Genomic DNA, 15,919 nt, shown 5'->3' on the forward strand with positions numbered 1-15,919 from the left:
GCAAGTACGGCTCGATGAACTCCCACTCACTGTCGGTCAGTTGCACACGGGTCACGCACCACGGTCTACCGGATCAGGGGCAACCGCGAGGGCGAGACCCGCAAATTGATCACAACCGAATACGGACCCTAGTCGACCGAGAGCCCGCCGTCGGCCGCCTCGACCTCCTCGCGGGTGATGCCCAGCAGGTACAGCACGGTGTCCAGGAAGGGCACGTTCACCGCGGTGTCGGCGGCCTCGCGCACCACCGGCTTGGCGTTGAACGCCACCCCGAGCCCGGCGGCGTTCAGCATGTCCAGGTCGTTGGCACCGTCGCCGATCGCCACCGTCTGCTCCAGCGGCACCTTTGCCTGCTCGGCGAACCGGGCCAGCCAGCGGGCCTTGCCCGCGCGGTCCACGATCTCGCCGACCACCCGGCCGGTGAACCTCCCGTCCACCACCTCCAGGGTGTTGGCCGCCGCGAAGTCCAGCCCCAGCTGCTCCACCAGGTGATCGGTGACCTGGGTGAACCCGCCCGACACCACCGCCACCTGGAAGCCCAGCCGCTGGAGCGTACGGATCAGGGTGCGCGCCCCCGGCGTGAAGCGCACCTCCGCGCGCACCTTCTCCGTCACCGAGGCGTCCAGCCCGGCCAGCAGGGCCACCCGGGCCCGCAGCGACTCGGCGAAGTCCAACTCGCCGCGCATCGCCGCCGCCGTCACCTCGGCGACCTCCTGTTCGCAGCCCGCGTGGGCGGCGAACAGCTCGATCACCTCGTCCTGGATGAGCGTGGAGTCCACGTCCATCACCACCAGGCGCTTGGCCCGGCGCTCCAGCCCGGCGGCCACCACCGCGACGTCCACCCGCTGGGTGGCCGCCTCCTGGGCCAGCTCGGCCCGAAGCTCCTCGGTGGCCACGCCGGACACGGCCAGTTCGACCGCCGTCACCGGGTACTTGGCGAGGCGGAAGACCCGGTCGATGTTGCCGCCCGCCGCGGTGATCCGGGAGGTCAGCGCGGAGACGGCGGCGGCGGTCAGCGGGTGGCCGAGCACCGTCACGTGCGAACGGCCCTCGCGGCGCGGCCGGTTGTCGCCGATGCCGGAGAGGATCTCGGCCTGCAGCTTCTGCTCGTCCGCCCAGCGGTGCACGGTGGCCCGCAGGCCACCCTCGGCGCCGGGCGCGTGGGGCGGGGTGACCAGGGCGCACAGCGTGATGCGGCCACGGGTGACGACCTGCTCGATGTCGATGACGTCGACGCCGAAGCCGGCCAGGGTGGAGAAGAGGCCGGCGGTGATGCCGGGGCGGTCCTTGCCGAACACCTTGACGAGCAGGGTGCGCTCGTCCGTCCGGGGCTGGGCGGCGGGGAGGGGCTCAGCGGCCGAGGGCGATGCGTTCATGGTGTCTCCCACGCTACCCGTCGGTCGTCGCGCCGAGGGCACCCGTCCCACGTCGCGGGACACGTGTGCGCGCCAGGTCCGGGACGGAGCCCGTGGGTAGCAGCCTGGTCACAGTCACCCGGGGTGACTTTCACCCGCGGACGACGGGCTGGAATGATTCCCCCCGTCAGTCAGAGGAACAGCACCCCCGGCGGGGGGCCGAATTCGGGGGAACCGAGAGAGCGGGGCAGGCGAGCAGTGCCGCAACTCGTCATTGAGATCAACGGACAGCAGCGGACTCTTGAGCCCGCGCAGTCCTACACCATCGGACGCAACCCGCAGTCGGACTTCACGTTCGACGACGCCAGGGTCTCCTGGCAGCACGGGACCATCAGCTTCAACGGCAGCGGTTGGCAGCTGGACGACCACGGAAGCACCAACGGCACCTACGTGGCCGGCGCCCGCACCATGCAGGCCCAGCTGTTCGCCGGTGCCGTGGTGAACCTGGGCAACCCGGAGAACGGCCCCCGGCTCGCCTTCTCCGCGCCCGCCCACGCCGTCGCCCCGCAGCCCACCCCGGTGCACGAGGCCGTCACCAGCCGCAGCCCCGCCCCGACGCCCCAGCAGCCCGGCCCGCAGCAGGGCTGGCCGGGGCAGGACCCGTACCAGCAGCAGGCACAGCCGCAGCAGGCCTGGCCGGCCCAGCAGCAGCCCCCGCAGCAGTACGCGCCGCCGCAGCAGGAGCAGTACGCGCCGCCGCAGCAGTCGTACCCGGCGCAGGACCAGCAGCAGCCGCAGCACGGCGGGTTCCCGCAGCAGCAGGGCTTCACGCCCGCGCCCCAGCACGGTGGTGGCGGCGGCCCGCAGCCCACGATGATCCGCAACCTGACGGCCGGCATGCGCACCGTCAGGATCGGCCGTGCGCTGGACAACGACATCGTGGTGTCCGACCTCCAGGTCTCCCGCCACCACGCCGAGCTGCGCCAGCTGCCGGACGGCCGCTACGAGATCGTCGACCTCGGCAGCCACAACGGCATCTTCCTCAACGGCCAGCGGGTGCAGCGCCAGCTGATGGGACCGCAGGACCGGCTGACCGTCGGCCACTCCGGCTTCGTGCTGGTCGGCGACCAGCTGCAGGAGTTCGTCGACACCGGCGCGGTCTCCTTCTCCGCCCGCCACCTGACCGTCGAGGTCGACTTCAAGGGCGGCAAGAAGGTCCTGCTCGACGACGTCAGCTTCGGCGTCCCGGAGAAGTCCCTGGTGGCCGTCATCGGCCCGTCCGGCTCCGGCAAGTCGACCCTGCTGCGCGCCCTCACCGGCTACCGCCCCGCCGACCGCGGCGAGGTGCTGTACGACGGCCGCAACCTCTACAAGCAGTTCGCCGAACTGCGCTCCCGGATCGGCCTGGTGCCGCAGTCGGAGATCCTGCACAAGGAGCTCACCGTGCGGAAGGGCCTCAAGTACGCGGCCCGGCTGCGCTTCCCCGGCGACACCGAGGCCCGCGAGCGCGAGGCCCGGATCGACGAGGTGCTGTACGAGCTGCGCCTGGACAAGCGCGCCGACAACAAGATCACCGCGCTCTCCGGCGGCCAGCAGAAGCGCGTCTCGGTCGCCCTGGAGCTGCTCACCAAGCCCTCGCTGATCTTCCTGGACGAGCCCACCTCGGGCCTCGACCCGGGCATGGACCGCGAGGTCATGCAGATGCTGCGCGGCCTCGCCGACGACGGCCGCACGATCCTGGTCGTCACCCACTCGGTGGCCGAACTCGCCCTCTGCGACCGGCTGTTGGTGATGGCGCCGGGCGGTTCGGTGGCCTACTTCGGCCCGCCGGACGAGGCGCTGCACTTCTTCGGGTACGAGACCTGGGCGGACGTCTTCCAGGCCTTCGAGAACTACCCGGACCACGACTGGGCCGGCCGCTACCGCGGTTCCGTGCACTACCAGCAGTACTCCGCCCCGACCGTCGAGGCCGGCGAGGTGCAGCACGTCCAGGTCGCCCAGGAGGCGGTCAAGCCGCCCAAGCCGCAGAGCTGGGGCTCCCAGCTGTGGACGCTGATGCGCCGCTACATGTCGGTGCTCGCCTCGGACCGCGGCTTCCTGGCGCTGTCGGTGCTGCTGCCCGCGGTCATCGGCGCGGTCAGCGTGCTGATCCCCAACGACCCGGGGCTCGCACCGAACCCGAAGACCCAGCTCCACCTCAACAGCGGGGCCGCGACGATCCTGCTGATCCTGGCGATCGGCGCCTGCTTCTCCGGGGCGGCCAACTCGGTCCGAGAGCTGATCAAGGAACGGGCGATCTACGAACGGGAACGGGCCACCGGGCTGTCCCGCTCGGCGTACATGATGTCCAAGATCATCGTGCTGGGCATCTTCTCGATCATCCAGGGCGCGATCATCTCCGCCGTCGGCTTCCTGCCGCGCAAGCTCCCCGAGCACGGCCTGATCGTCCAGAACATGCCGATGATCGAGATGACCATCGGCATGATCCTGCTGAGCTTCGCCGCGATGATGTTCGGTCTGATGATCTCCGCGCTGGTGAAGACCGCCGAGAAGACCATGCCGCTGCTGGTCATGTTCGCCATCGTCCAGGTCGTCTTCACCGGCTGCCTCTTCCAGATCTTCGGCAAGCCCGGCCTGGAGCAGGTCGCCTGGCTGATGCCGGCCCGCTGGGGCACCGGCATCGTCTCCAGCACGCTCGACCTGTCGAAGCTGATGGGCCCCTGGAACAAGGACTTCCAGAACCCGAACTACGACCCGCTGTGGGACCACAGCGTTGCCCAGTGGTCGATCGACGCCGGCGTGCTGATCGTCATCTCGGTCGTGATCGGCGTGATCGTGACCCGGCTGCAGCGCCGGCACGAGCCGGAGGTCATGCAGAAGGGCTGACCCGCTCCGCTGCGAAGGGCGCTCTCCCCGACCGGGGGGAGCGCCCTTCGCGTTGCCCGGCCGCTACTCGCCCGCTCGCCCGCTCGCCCGGGTGGGCCCATCGGCCTAGGTCCCCGGACCTGCGCCCGGAGCGGCCCGGGACGGACGCGGCCGCCCCCGCGACGGCGGTAGTTTGGCGGTATGCCCAGCACGACCGGTGACCACCGCACCCCCGCCGGCCCGCCGTACGCCTGCGACCCGCTGGCCGGCATCGAGGCCGTCAGCCAGGCCCTGCTCGCGATGAGCCGGCACCTGGAGGTCCGCGAGGTGCTGCGCCGCATCACCGCCTCCGCCCGCGACCTGCTCGGCGCCGAGTACGCGGCCCTCGGCGTGCCCGACGACCACGGCGGCTTCGCCCAGTTCGTGGTCGACGGCATCACCGACGAGCAGTGGCGCGCGATCGGCCCGCTGCCCCGCCAGCACGGCGTGCTCGCCGAGATGCTGCACGAGACCGGCCCCACCCGCCTCGCCGACGTCCGCAAGGCCCCCGCCTTCGAGGGCTGGCCCTCCGCCCACCCCGAGATGGACGCCTTCCTCGGCATGCCCGTCCTGGACACCGAGGCCGCCGAGGACGAGCCGCAGGTGATGGGCGTCATCTTCCTCGCCAACAAGCGCGGCGGCGGCCTGTTCACCGACCACGACGAGGAACTGCTGCGGATCCTCGCCGCACACGCCGCCCTCGCCCTGTCCAACGCCCGCCTGTACGAGCGCAGTCGCGAACTCACCCTGGCCGGCGAGCGCGCCCGGATCGCCCACGACCTGCACGACGCCGTCGCGCAGAAGCTCTTCTCGCTGCGGCTGACCGCCAAGGCCGCCGCCAAGCTCGTCGACCGCGACCCGGCCCGGGCCCGCGCCGAACTCGCCGAGGTCGCCCGGCTCGCCGCCGAGGCCGCCGACGAACTGCGCGCCGTGGTGGTCGAACTGCGCCCCGCCGCCCTGGAGGAGGACGGGCTGAGCGCCACCCTCGCCTCCCAGGTGCAGGTGCTGGACCGCGCCCACACCGCCGACCTCGCCTTCGCCGCGGACGGCGTCCGGGCCCTGCCGCCCGCCCAGGAGGCCGCGCTGCTGCGGGTCGCCCAGGAGGCGCTGCACAACGCGCTGCGCCACTCCGGCGCCGGCCGGGTCACCGTCACCCTGGCCGGTACCTCCGCCCGCGGCGCCGTGCTGCGGGTGCGCGACGACGGGCGCGGCTTCGACCCCGAGTCCGTCCGCCGGGCCGGCCGCCACCTCGGCCTGGCCTCGATGCGCGACCGGGCGGCCGCCGTCGGCGGCACGCTCACCCTGGAGTCCGCCCCCGGCAAGGGGACGCTCGTCGAGATGGAGGTCCCCGGTGCCTGAGAGCTCGCCGTCGATCCGCGTCCTGCTGGTCGACGACCACCAGGTGGTCCGGCGCGGACTGCGCACCTTCCTGGAGGTCCAGGACGACATCGAGGTGGTCGGGGAGGCCGCCGACGGGGCCGAGGGCGTCGACCGCGCCCGCGAACTCGACCCGGACGTCGTCCTGATGGACCTCAAGATGCCCGGCGTCGACGGCATCGAGGCGCTGCGCACCCTCAAGGACGGCGGCAGCCGGGCCCGGATCCTGATCGTCACCAGCTTCACCGAGCACCGCACCATGGTCCCCGCGCTGCGGGCCGGGGCCGCCGGGTACGTCTACAAGGACGTGGACCCGGAGGCGCTGGCCGGGGCGATCCGCTCGGTGCACGCCGGCCACGTGCTGCTCCAGCCCGAACTGGCCGAGGCGCTGCTCGCCGACGACGGCCCGCGCGCCCCGCAGGGCCGCGGCGGCACCCTCACCGAGCGCGAGCGCGAGGTGCTCGGCCACATCGCCGACGGCCGCTCCAACCGGGAGATCGCCCGCAGTCTGCACCTGTCGGAGAAGACGGTGAAGACCCACGTGTCCAACATCCTGATGAAGCTGGACCTCGCCGACCGCACCCAGGCCGCGCTGTGGGCCGTCCGCAACGGCGAGGCCCGCGCCTGACGCTCCTCGTTCCTCGCCTAGCGCTCCTCGTGCTCGTCCACCAGGGCGTTGTAGGCGGCCACCTGGGCGCGCCGGGCGGTGCGCCGCAGCGGGGCCAGCGCGGACTGCCGGGCGGCCATCTCGGAGGCGCTCACCGCCGCGCCGTGGCCGCCCGAGGCGATCGACAGCAGGGCGGACACCTGGCGGGCCGACTCCAGCACCCGTACCGCGCGCGGCGGGTAGCCGGGGGCGAGCAGCTCGGCGTGGCCGCGCCGGCGGTACGCCTCCAGGGCGCGCAGCGCCTCCGGGCCGGCGCCGGCCACGTCGAGCCGGGTGAGCAGGACGGTCGCCTCGCGCAGCCCGTCCGCCAGCTCGCGCTCGGCCTCGTTCAGCGAGGGAACGTCGGCCGGCGGGGTGTCGTTGACCTCGGCGCAGCGCCACAGCACGGTGGCCGAACGGTCCCCCTCCGGGCCGAACACCGTGATCTCCGGCACCAGCCCGAGCGGTACGCCCACCGCGAGCACCGCCTCGCCCGCCGCCAGGGCGCGCTCGTTGAAGGCCGCCGGACCGGTCAGCCCCAGCGGGTGCCCGGCCGAGGGCAGCGCCAGCCGCAGCCCCTTCACCCCCAGCACCCGCAGCCGTCCCAGCGCCCAGGTCAGCCCGTGCTGCTCGCCCGGAGCGTCCCCGGGCAGTCCGGTCACCCGGTGGCCCTCGTCGGCGCCCAGCACGGCCGCGGCGGCGTTGTCGGGCGGCACCAGGCCGCCCAACAGGGCGTTGCCCCAGGCGGTCAGCCGCCCCGAACGGGGCTCTTCGTACGGATTGTCGGCAGGAGTCACGAGCATCCGGCCAGCCTACGGAATCGGCGGTCATCCGCGTGGCGTAGGTTTGCCCATGCGCGTGCGGCGCACCCACCCCGTGCCCACCGGCTGCCGGAGTGGGTTCGCCGCCCCGCACCGACGGCCGACATTTGTGTATTTGGGGAAGGCGTAGGCATGAGCGACGTGCTGGAGCTGGTGGACGTATCCGTGGTCCGGGAGGGGCGCGCGCTGGTCGACCAGGTCTCGTGGTCCATCTCCGAGGGTGAGCGCTGGGTCATCCTGGGCCCGAACGGCGCCGGCAAGACCACCCTGCTGCAGATCGCCTCCTCGTACCTGTTCCCGACCTCGGGCAAGGTCTCGGTGCTGGGCGAGCAGCTGGGCGAGGTCGACGTCTTCGAGCTGCGCTCCCGGATCGGCCTGGCCGGTGCCTCGATGTTCGACAAGCTGCCGGCCGAGCAGACCGTCCTGCAGACCGTGCTCACCGCCGCCTACGGCATGACGGTCAGCTGGCAGGAGACCTACGAGCAGTCCGACGAGGGCCGCGCCCTCGCCCTGCTCGACCGGATGGGCATGGCCACCCTGACCGGCCGCAAGTTCGGCACCCTCTCCGAGGGCGAGCGCAAGCGCACCCTGATCGCGCGCGCCCTGATGACCGACCCGGAGCTGCTGCTGCTCGACGAGCCCGCGGCCGGCCTGGACCTCGGCGGCCGTGAGGACCTGGTCCGCCGGCTCGGGGCGCTCGCCCAGGACGAGTTCGCGCCGGCCATGGCGATGGTCACCCACCACGTCGAGGAGATCGCCCCCGGCTTCACCCACGTCCTGATGATCCGCCAGGGCAAGGTGCTCACGGCCGGCCCGATCGACACCGAGCTGACCGCCCGCAACCTCTCCAAGTGCTTCGGCCTGCCGCTCACCCTGGAGCGCCACGGCGACCGCTGGTCGGCGCAGGGCCTGCCGCTGGGCTGACCCCCCGTTCGTCCACTTCGCGACGGCTGTCGGAACCGGTCGCACCTGCGACCGGTTTCCGCCCCTCGACCTGCGGGAACTGTCCGCCTCGAAGGCCCTTCGCTCCCTAGGATGGACGTGTGGACAGCTGGATCTGGTGGCTCCTGGCCGCCGCAGCGCTCGGCATACCGCTGGTGCTCACCGCGATGCCGGAGTTCGCCATGTTCGCGGTCGGCGCGCTCGCGGCCGCCGGCGCGGCCGGGCTGGGCGCCGGAGTGGTCCTCCAGGCGGTGACCTTCCTGGTGGTCTCGGTCGCGCTGGTGGCCTTCGTCCGGCCCATCGCCTACCGGCAGTTGCAGAAGGGCCCACAGATCAAGATGGGCATCGAGGCGCTCCAGGGCGCCACCGCGGTCGTCGCGGAAACCGTCGACGGGGAGGGTGGACGGATCAAACTCAACGGCGAGATCTGGTCGGCCCGCGCGCTCCACCCGGACCAGGTCTACCAGCCGGGGCAGCAGGTCGACGTCGTCGAAATCCAGGGCGCGACCGCCCTGGTCGTCTAGGGGAGAGTCCGTGGAACCCGTCCTTATCGTTTTGGTCGTCCTGGTCGTGGTGGCCTTCATCGCGCTGATCAAGACGATCCAGGTCATCCCGCAGGCCAGCGCCGCGATCGTGGAGCGCTTCGGCCGCTACACCCGGACGCTCAACGCAGGGCTGAACATCGTCGTCCCGTTCATCGACCGGGTCCGCAACCGGATCGACCTGCGCGAGCAGGTCGTGCCGTTCCCGCCCCAGCCGGTGATCACCCAGGACAACCTGGTGGTCAACATCGACACCGTCATCTACTACCAGGTCACCGACCCCCGGGCGGCCACCTACGAGGTCGCGAGCTACATCCAGGCCATCGAGCAGCTGACCGTCACCACGCTGCGCAACATCATCGGCTCGATGGACCTCGAGTCCACCCTGACCTCCCGCGAGGTCATCAATGCCGGTCTGCGCGGGGTGCTGGACGAGGCCACCGGCAAGTGGGGAATCCGGGTCAACCGCGTCGAGCTGAAGGCGATCGAGCCGCCGACCTCCATCCAGGACTCGATGGAGAAGCAGATGCGCGCCGACCGTGACAAGCGCGCCGCGATCCTCACCGCCGAGGGCCAGCGCCAGGCGCAGATCCTCAAGGCCGAGGGTGAGAAGCAGGCCGACGTGCTCCGGGCCGAGGGTGAGGCGCAGGCCGCGGTGCTGCGCGCCGACGGTGAGGCGGCCGCGATCCGGACGGTCTTCGAGGCCATCCACGACGGGGACGCCGACCAGAAGCTGCTCGCCTACCAGTACCTGCAGACCCTGCCCGAGCTGGCCAAGGGCGACTCCAACAAGCTCTGGATCATCCCCAGCGAGGTCGGCGACGCGCTCAAGGGCCTCGGCGGCGCGTTCGGCGGGCTGACCGGCAACGGCGGCGGGATGAACGGTGGCGCGGTGGCGGCGCCGAGCGTGCCGCAGGCGCCCCCGGCGGCCACCCAGGTGCCGATCGACCCGGCGGCCGGGCCGCGGCCGGTGGACGTGGAGAAGGGTGCGGCCCGGCCGCGGGTGGACCCGGCGCGGGAGTACCGCAAGATCGACCCGGAGTGATCGGAGCGCTTCTCCGGTCGGGGGCCCGCTGCCTGGTGGTGGCGGGCCCCCGGGCTTTCCCGGGCTTCCGGGCTTCCGGGGCGTTCCCGGCGTCTGGGCGTTGCGGCGGTGTGGCGTACGTCCCGAATGATGGTCGGGCCTGGTCGGGCCGGTGCGCGGTCCGGCATGATCCCCTCGGACAGGACCGAGAGGAGAGGTGACCCATGACGCTCTGGGAGGCGATCGCCGTCCTGGTGGCGGGCGTCGGTGCCGGGATGATCAATGTGATCGTCGGCTCCGGCACCCTGATCACCTTCCCGGTCCTGCTCGCCGTCGGCATTCCGCCGGTGATCGCGAACGTCTCCAACTCCTTCGGCCTGGTGCCCGGTTCGCTCAGCGGCGTGATCGGCTACCGCCGCGAACTGGCCGACCAGGGCCGGCGCCTGCGGCGGCTGGGCACCGCCTCGCTGCTCGGCGGCCTGCTCGGCGCCCTGCTGCTGATCAAGCTGCCGAGCGGAGCCTTCGACGCGATCGTCCCGGTGCTGATCCTGCTCGCCCTCGTCCTGGTGGTGATCCAACCCCGGGTGGCCAAGGCCGTCGCGGCCCGGCGCCGTGCCGACGGTGATCCGGACGGCGGCGTGGTGCTGCTGCTCGGGGTGTTCCTCACCGGCATCTACGGCGGGTACTTCGGCGCCGCGCAGGGCGTCCTGCTGATGGCGCTGATGGGCATGCTGCTCCAGGAGGGCCTCCAGCGGATCAACGCGGTGAAGAACGCGCTGGCGCTGATCGTCAACGGGGTCGCCGCGCTGTTCTTCCTGTTCACCTCGACGGTCAACTGGGCGGCCGCCGGGCTGATCGCGGCCGGCTCGCTGGTCGGCGGCCTGCTCGGCGCCAAGGTCGGCCGCCGGCTCCCGCCGGCCGCGCTGCGCGGGGTCATCGTGGTGGTCGGGCTGGCGGCCGTCACCAAACTGCTGGTGGGTTGACCGGCCGTCGGACGAACGTGGGATCGTACATCCGACCGTCTGACCGTACGTGAATCGGAGAAGTGCGCCATGGCCCTGGAGATGCGCGAGACCTGCGAGCGCTGCGAGGTGTCGCTGACCGCCGACAGCCCCGCCTCGATATGTTCCTACGAGTGCACCTTCTGCGCGGACTGCACCGAGGCGATGGCCTCCAACTGCCCCAACTGCGGTGGCGAACTGGTGGTCCGTCCGCGCCGGAAGGCCGCCTGACCGGTACCCGAGCGACGACCCCCGGAGCGCACCGATGAGCAGCAGGGCACGACTGAGCGAGGACGAGATCGGGGCGGCCCTGGCAGCCGTGCCGCAGTGGAGCCGGGACGGCGACAGCATCGTCCGCAGCGCCGACGCCCCCGACTTCCCGGCCGCGATCCGGGTGGTCGTCGCCGTCGCCGAACAGGCCGAGGCGCTCGACCACCACCCCGACATCGACATCCGCTGGCGCACCCTGCGGTTCGTGCTGTCCACCCACAGCGCCGGCGGGCTCACCGGCCTGGACTTCACCCTCGCCGCCCGCATCGACGAAGCCCTGCGCGCCGAGTCCGCCGCCTGAGGGCCCGGATGGGGCGCCCGGGTGGGCGTCCGGGTGGGCGCTCGGGCGGGCGTGAGATGCTGACTGCCGCAATCGGCAGGCAGGCAGGCGGGGCTGGGAGGGACGGAACGATGGCGCAGGAGCCCTTCGGAGACCCTCACGCCCAGCAGCAGCCCTGGTACCCCCAGGGCCCGCAGCAGGACTGGCAGGGGTACTACGACCCGCAGCAGCCGCCGGCGCAGGTGCCGTCGCAGCCGCACGGGCAGTGGCAGCAGGCGCCGCAGTGGAGCCAGCAGCCGTACGACCCCCAGCCCTATGACCCCCAGTCGTACGACGGGCAGGGTGGCTACGGGCAGACCGGGTACGTCGAGGGCGGCTACGTCCAGGGGCACGATCACGCGCAGGGCCAGGGCGACGGCCAGGGTCACGGCCAGGGGCCGTACGGCGGGCAGGAGCAGTACCAGCCGTACCAGCAGCCGTACCCGGACTACGGGCACCAGCCGTACGCGGCCGCCGCGCCGCAGGAGCAGCCGGCGGGGGAGGGGCTGTACGTCCCGGCGGGGGCGGAGTACTCGGCCGACGGCTATGTGCAGCTGGAGGAGCCCCCGGCGGAGCCCGCGCCCGCCGACGAGGAGAGTGGCGACGAGCCCGCCGGGCCTGCCGAGCCTGCCGGGCCTGCCGAGCCTGCCGGGCTTGCTGGGGCCGCCGGGCGTTCGCGGGCCGCTCGGCGTGGTGACGGCGGCTCGGGTTCCTCCGCCCCTTCCTCGCTGGTGGCCAAGGTCCGCTCGGCCGTCCTGACCGGGGAGCACGTGCCCAACCGGCGGGCCCTGATGGTGCGGGCCGGTGCCGGGGTGGCCGCGCTCGGGGTGCTGATAACGGCCGCGCTGACGGTCGGCGCCGAGGGCGGCGGCAGCGCGGCCGCGACCAGCGGTGGCGAGCCCGGGTTCTCGGTGGCGCACACCAAGATCTGGTCCGCGCAGGCCGTTGCAGCCACCCAGCCCGCGGGGGACGACACGCTGGTCGGCAGCTGGCTGCTGGCCGACGCGGTGGTCCGGGCCGACGGCTCCGGGGTGCACGCGTACGACCGGACGGCGGGCAAGCCGACCTGGACGGTCGAGCCCCCGGCCGCCGGGGCCGTCCCGTGCGGACTGTCCGCGGGCGTGAACCAGGCCGGGCTCGGAGCGGCCCTGTTCCGGCCGCAGGCGGACCCGAAGAGCCCGTGCACACTGGTCGCCGCCGTGGACACCAAGACCGGCAAGACCGCCTGGACCAAGACCCTCTCGGATGCCAAGGGCGCCTACTCGGCGCGGATCGGCGTCACCGAGGACATGGTGATCGCGGTCGGCGACGACCATGTGGCGGCCTGGGCGTCGGCCGACGGCAAGGACGTCTGGCAGTACACCGGACAGGGCAAGTTCTGCACCCTGTCCGGCGGCGTCACCGGCAAGACCGTGCTGGTCGCCTCCTCCTGTGCGGACTCGACGCCCGCCGACCAGGCCGTCTCCCTGAACGTGGCGGACGGCAAGGTCGGCTGGTGGCGGGGCCTGAACAACCAGCCGAAGACGGTCACGGTGCTCTCCGCCGAGCCCGCCGTGGTGCTCACCACCGGCGGGAAGCCCGAGGACGACCGGGTGTTCGCGTGGGGCACCGCCGGCGATCCGGCCGTCGAGATCCCGGTGGTCACCGACGCGGGCCGGCTGGCCGTCACCCACGGAACGTTTTCGGCCACCCCCGAGGTGTTCTTCGAAGGCCGCACCATGGTCGCCGCGATGACCCCGGCGAACCCCGGCGGGCCGGTGTCCGCGGTCGGCTACGACCTGGACACCGGCAAGCAGCGCTGGAAGGCGCCGACCGCCGCCAAGGGCACCGCCAGGGCCGTCGGCATCGACGGCGGCTCGCTGGTGCTGGCCGCCGACGAACGCCGCGACCAGCCCGCCCGCCTCGGCCGCTTCCCGCTGGCGGGCGGCCAGGAGGCGGTGGGCGGCAACTTCCCGCCCGGCACCGGCTCGCTGCTGCTCTCCGGGCGGGTGCTGATCGGCGGCGGGCAGGTGGTCGTCGTCCCCGAGCACGCGACCAACTACGGCACGGCCGCGGGCTACCAGGCGAAGGGCTGAGCCCCCGCCGGCGGCTGGATCCGCCGGACGGGCCTAGGCCGCGGTGACGGGCTGACCCGGTACGGCCGGCAGCCAGTCGGCCAGCTCCCGGGCCTCCGAGCCGCGCAGGCCGAGCGCCAGCATCAGGGTGGCCTGTGGCGTCGGCACGAACGGCCGCCGCAGCAGCTTCATCCCGGCCTGCTCGGGCGTCCGGTCGGCCTTGCGCTGGTTGTCCTCCGGGCACGCGGCCACGGTGTTCATCCAACTGTCCTCGCCACCACGCGACTTGGGCTGCAGGTGGTCCACCGTGGTGGCCCGGCGCCCGCAGTAGGCGCACAGGTGCTGGTCCCGGGCCAGGACACCCCGCCTCGACCACGGGGCCTGTTGTCGGAACGGCACCCTCACGTACCTCTGCAACCTGATCACTCTCGGCACCGGGACGGCCACGCCCGTCCCCCGGATCGAGCGCAGCGGGTGCGCCTGCTCCACCACCGCCTTGTCCTGGAGCACCAGGACGACGGCGCGCTGAAGCGACACCGTCGTCAGGGGCTCGTAGCTCGCGTTCAGAACCAGCGTGTTGCGCACTCGGCACACCCTTCCCACGGGCGTGCCACGGCGGCACGACCGTCTCCACACACGTCACTGCCGCCGCGCGGCGGTGGAACCACTCTGAATGGGCCCACAGCCGACGAACAACGGAATTTCCGGTATCGGGGAGGAGCGCGGGGGAGAGCAGGCGTCCGCCCGGTGCCGACGCGGCGCTCACCTGGTGCCTAGCTGGCGCCGACCCGGCGCAGGCCCGACCGCCGGCCCGACCCGATGCCTCGGGGAAAACTCGCTGGCCGGAACCGCGTAGGCTCTAGCAGGCTGGAGTCGTACCGACCCGGGGCCCGACCGAACCGGGCCAGCACCGGGCGGACGCCCGATCGAAGGAGAAGCGTGACCGTGACGGACATCGTCGACGAGCTGCGGTGGCGTGGGCTGATCGCCCTGTCCACCGACGAGGACGCACTGCGCAAGGCGTTCGCGGACGGCCCGGTCACGTTCTATTGCGGCTTCGACCCGACGGCCCCGAGCCTGCACCTCGGCAACCTGGTGCAGATCCTCACCATGCGCCGGATCCAGCAGGCGGGGAACCTCCCGCTCGGCCTGGTCGGCGGCGCCACCGGCCTGATCGGCGACCCGAAGCCCACCGCCGAGCGCGTGCTCAACGACCCCGAGACGGTGGCCGGCTGGGTCGAGCGCCTGCGGGGCCAGATCTCGCGCTTCCTCGACTTCGAAGGCCCGTACGCGGCGCGCATGGTCAACAACCTGGACTGGACGTCCGGGATGTCGGCCATCAGCCTGCTGCGCGACGTCGGCAAGTACTTCCGCGTCAACAACATGATCGCCAAGGAGGCCGTCGCCCGACGGCTCAACTCCGACGCGGGCATCAGTTACACCGAGTTCAGCTACCAGATCCTCCAGGGCATGGACTACCTGGAGCTGAACCGCCGCTACGGCTGCGCCCTGCAGACCGGCGGCAGCGACCAGTGGGGCAACCTCACCGCCGGCACGGACCTGATCCGCAAGGCCGACGGCAAGTCCGTGCACGCGCTGGCCACACCGCTGATCGTCAAGGCCGACGGCACCAAGTTCGGCAAGACGGAGTCCGGCACGGTCTGGCTCGACCCCGAGCTGACCACCCCGTACGCCTTCTACCAGTTCTGGCTGAACGCGGACGACCGGGACGTCTCCAATTTCCTGCGGATCTTCAGCTTCCGCTCGAAGGAGGAGATCGAGGAGCTGGAGCGCGAGACCACCGAGCGCCCCGCCGCCCGCCTCGCCCAGCGCGCCCTGGCCGAGGAGCTCACCACGCTGGTGCACGGCGCCGAGCAGTACGAGCGCGCCGTCGCCGCGTCCAAGGCGCTGTTCGGACAGGGCGACCTGGCCGACCTGGAGGCCCCGACCCTGGCCGCGGCGCTGGCCGAGGTCCCGAAGGCCGAGGTGACCGAACTCCAGCCGGTGGTCGACCTGTTGGTCGCCGTCGGCTTGGCGCCGAGCCGCTCGGCCGCCCGCCGGACGGTCAAGGAGGGGGGCGCCTACCTCAACAACGTCAAGGTGACGGACGAGGAAGCGGTGCCGACCGAGGCCGATCTGCTGCACGGCCGATGGCTCGTGCTGCGCCGCGGCAAGCGCAACCTGGCGGCCGCGGAGCTGCTGCCGGCGTCGGCCGCGGTGTCCGACGCGACAGCGGAGTGACCGAAACCCGACGCCGCTGACCTGCGGCTTCGACGAACGAGGGCGGGATCCAGCCGGATCCCGCCCTCGACGTTTGACGATGTCCTCCAGGTGGCCTAGTGTTGAACGAGTCGCTGGAGCGGCCACCCCACTCAGCAAGACCCACTCTCACACTTCGAAGCCCATTCGATTGGGTTCGTTGGCGTTGTCGTCGACAGGGTGTGAGTGTGAATTTCGAGTAACTCTCGAAATGCGCTAACGTGGTGGTCGTCGCAGAAAGCGGCCCCGGCCAGTTTGGGAAATTGGATGAATGAAACTCCGGAAAACGGAGCGGAAAACATCTGGTAAACTGGAAACACGAAAGAACGAAGCGCCCGGAGGGCCCGCTGGAAGGCGGTCCGAAGGAAGCGTCCGTTCCTTGAGAACTCAACAGCGTGCCAAAAG

14 protein-coding genes are annotated in these 15,919 nt (G+C 72.2%); 11 read left to right on the forward strand and 3 right to left on the reverse strand.

Annotated elements, in window-relative coordinates:
* Positions 1–128: 128 nt before the first annotated feature.
* Positions 129–1,376 (reverse strand): phosphoserine phosphatase SerB, encoded by a 1,248-nt coding sequence (gene serB / locus ACZ47G_RS39210; protein ID WP_465751235.1) that lies wholly within the window; start codon positions 1,374–1,376, stop codon positions 129–131.
* A gap of 237 nt (positions 1,377–1,613) precedes the next feature.
* Between serB and ACZ47G_RS39215 the strand changes: the two genes are divergently transcribed.
* From ACZ47G_RS39215 to ACZ47G_RS39225, 3 genes are all read left to right on the forward strand, one after another.
* Complete coding sequence (locus tag ACZ47G_RS39215) at positions 1,614–4,241, forward strand: FHA domain-containing protein (protein WP_465751237.1); 2,628 nt, start codon at positions 1,614–1,616, stop codon at positions 4,239–4,241.
* Between the two features lie 180 nt (positions 4,242–4,421).
* Positions 4,422–5,618 (forward strand): GAF domain-containing sensor histidine kinase, encoded by a 1,197-nt coding sequence (locus tag ACZ47G_RS39220; protein WP_465751239.1) that lies wholly within the window; start codon positions 4,422–4,424, stop codon positions 5,616–5,618.
* A complete protein-coding gene (locus tag ACZ47G_RS39225; protein WP_465751241.1) occupies positions 5,611–6,264 on the forward strand; it encodes a response regulator in 654 nt (217 codons plus the stop codon). The genes ACZ47G_RS39220 and ACZ47G_RS39225 overlap by 8 nt, the downstream gene beginning before the upstream one ends.
* 17 nt (positions 6,265–6,281) lie before the next feature.
* Here the strand turns inward: ACZ47G_RS39225 and ACZ47G_RS39230 are convergent, their stop codons facing one another.
* Positions 6,282–7,085 carry a hypothetical protein gene (locus ACZ47G_RS39230; protein ID WP_465751243.1) on the reverse strand — a complete coding sequence of 268 codons (804 nt, stop codon included), beginning with the start codon at positions 7,083–7,085 and terminating at the stop codon, positions 6,282–6,284.
* A gap of 150 nt (positions 7,086–7,235) precedes the next feature.
* Here ACZ47G_RS39230 and ACZ47G_RS39235 point away from each other — a divergent pair, with 150 nt between their 5' ends.
* The 7 genes from ACZ47G_RS39235 (at position 7,236) to ACZ47G_RS39265 (ending at position 13,276) form a co-directional block, all read left to right on the forward strand.
* Complete coding sequence (locus ACZ47G_RS39235) at positions 7,236–8,027, forward strand: ABC transporter ATP-binding protein (RefSeq protein WP_465751245.1); 792 nt, start codon at positions 7,236–7,238, stop codon at positions 8,025–8,027.
* A gap of 119 nt (positions 8,028–8,146) precedes the next feature.
* A complete protein-coding gene (locus ACZ47G_RS39240) occupies positions 8,147–8,569 on the forward strand; it encodes an NfeD family protein (RefSeq protein WP_465751247.1) in 423 nt (140 codons plus the stop codon).
* Between the two features lie 10 nt (positions 8,570–8,579).
* Complete coding sequence (locus ACZ47G_RS39245) at positions 8,580–9,632, forward strand: SPFH domain-containing protein (protein ID WP_380457710.1); 1,053 nt, start codon at positions 8,580–8,582, stop codon at positions 9,630–9,632.
* 203 nt (positions 9,633–9,835) lie between these two features.
* Positions 9,836–10,594 (forward strand): sulfite exporter TauE/SafE family protein, encoded by a 759-nt coding sequence (locus ACZ47G_RS39250; protein ID WP_465751250.1) that lies wholly within the window; start codon positions 9,836–9,838, stop codon positions 10,592–10,594.
* A 69-nt stretch (positions 10,595–10,663) separates the two neighbouring features.
* A complete protein-coding gene (locus ACZ47G_RS39255) occupies positions 10,664–10,843 on the forward strand; it encodes a DUF1272 domain-containing protein (RefSeq protein WP_465751251.1) in 180 nt (59 codons plus the stop codon).
* A 34-nt stretch (positions 10,844–10,877) separates the two neighbouring features.
* Entirely contained in the window at positions 10,878–11,183 is a 306-nt protein-coding gene (locus ACZ47G_RS39260; protein ID WP_465751253.1) for a 4a-hydroxytetrahydrobiopterin dehydratase, read from the forward strand.
* Positions 11,184–11,293: 110 nt separating this feature from the next.
* The gene (locus ACZ47G_RS39265; RefSeq protein ID WP_465751255.1) at positions 11,294–13,276 is read left to right on the forward strand and encodes an outer membrane protein assembly factor BamB family protein; all 1,983 of its coding nucleotides are present in this window, start codon (positions 11,294–11,296) and stop codon (positions 13,274–13,276) included.
* A gap of 33 nt (positions 13,277–13,309) precedes the next feature.
* Here the strand turns inward: ACZ47G_RS39265 and ACZ47G_RS39270 are convergent, their stop codons facing one another.
* Positions 13,310–13,840, reverse strand: a complete 531-nt coding sequence (locus ACZ47G_RS39270) for an HNH endonuclease (protein WP_465751257.1) — start codon at positions 13,838–13,840, stop codon at positions 13,310–13,312.
* Between the two features lie 360 nt (positions 13,841–14,200).
* Here ACZ47G_RS39270 and tyrS point away from each other — a divergent pair, with 360 nt between their 5' ends.
* On the forward strand, positions 14,201–15,496 hold the full coding sequence (gene tyrS / locus ACZ47G_RS39275) for a tyrosine--tRNA ligase (protein ID WP_465751259.1): 1,296 nt from the start codon (positions 14,201–14,203) through the stop codon (positions 15,494–15,496).
* The last annotated feature ends 423 nt before the right edge of the window (positions 15,497–15,919 follow it).

The sequence above is a fragment of the Kitasatospora sp. NPDC030952 genome, from assembly GCF_055571335.1.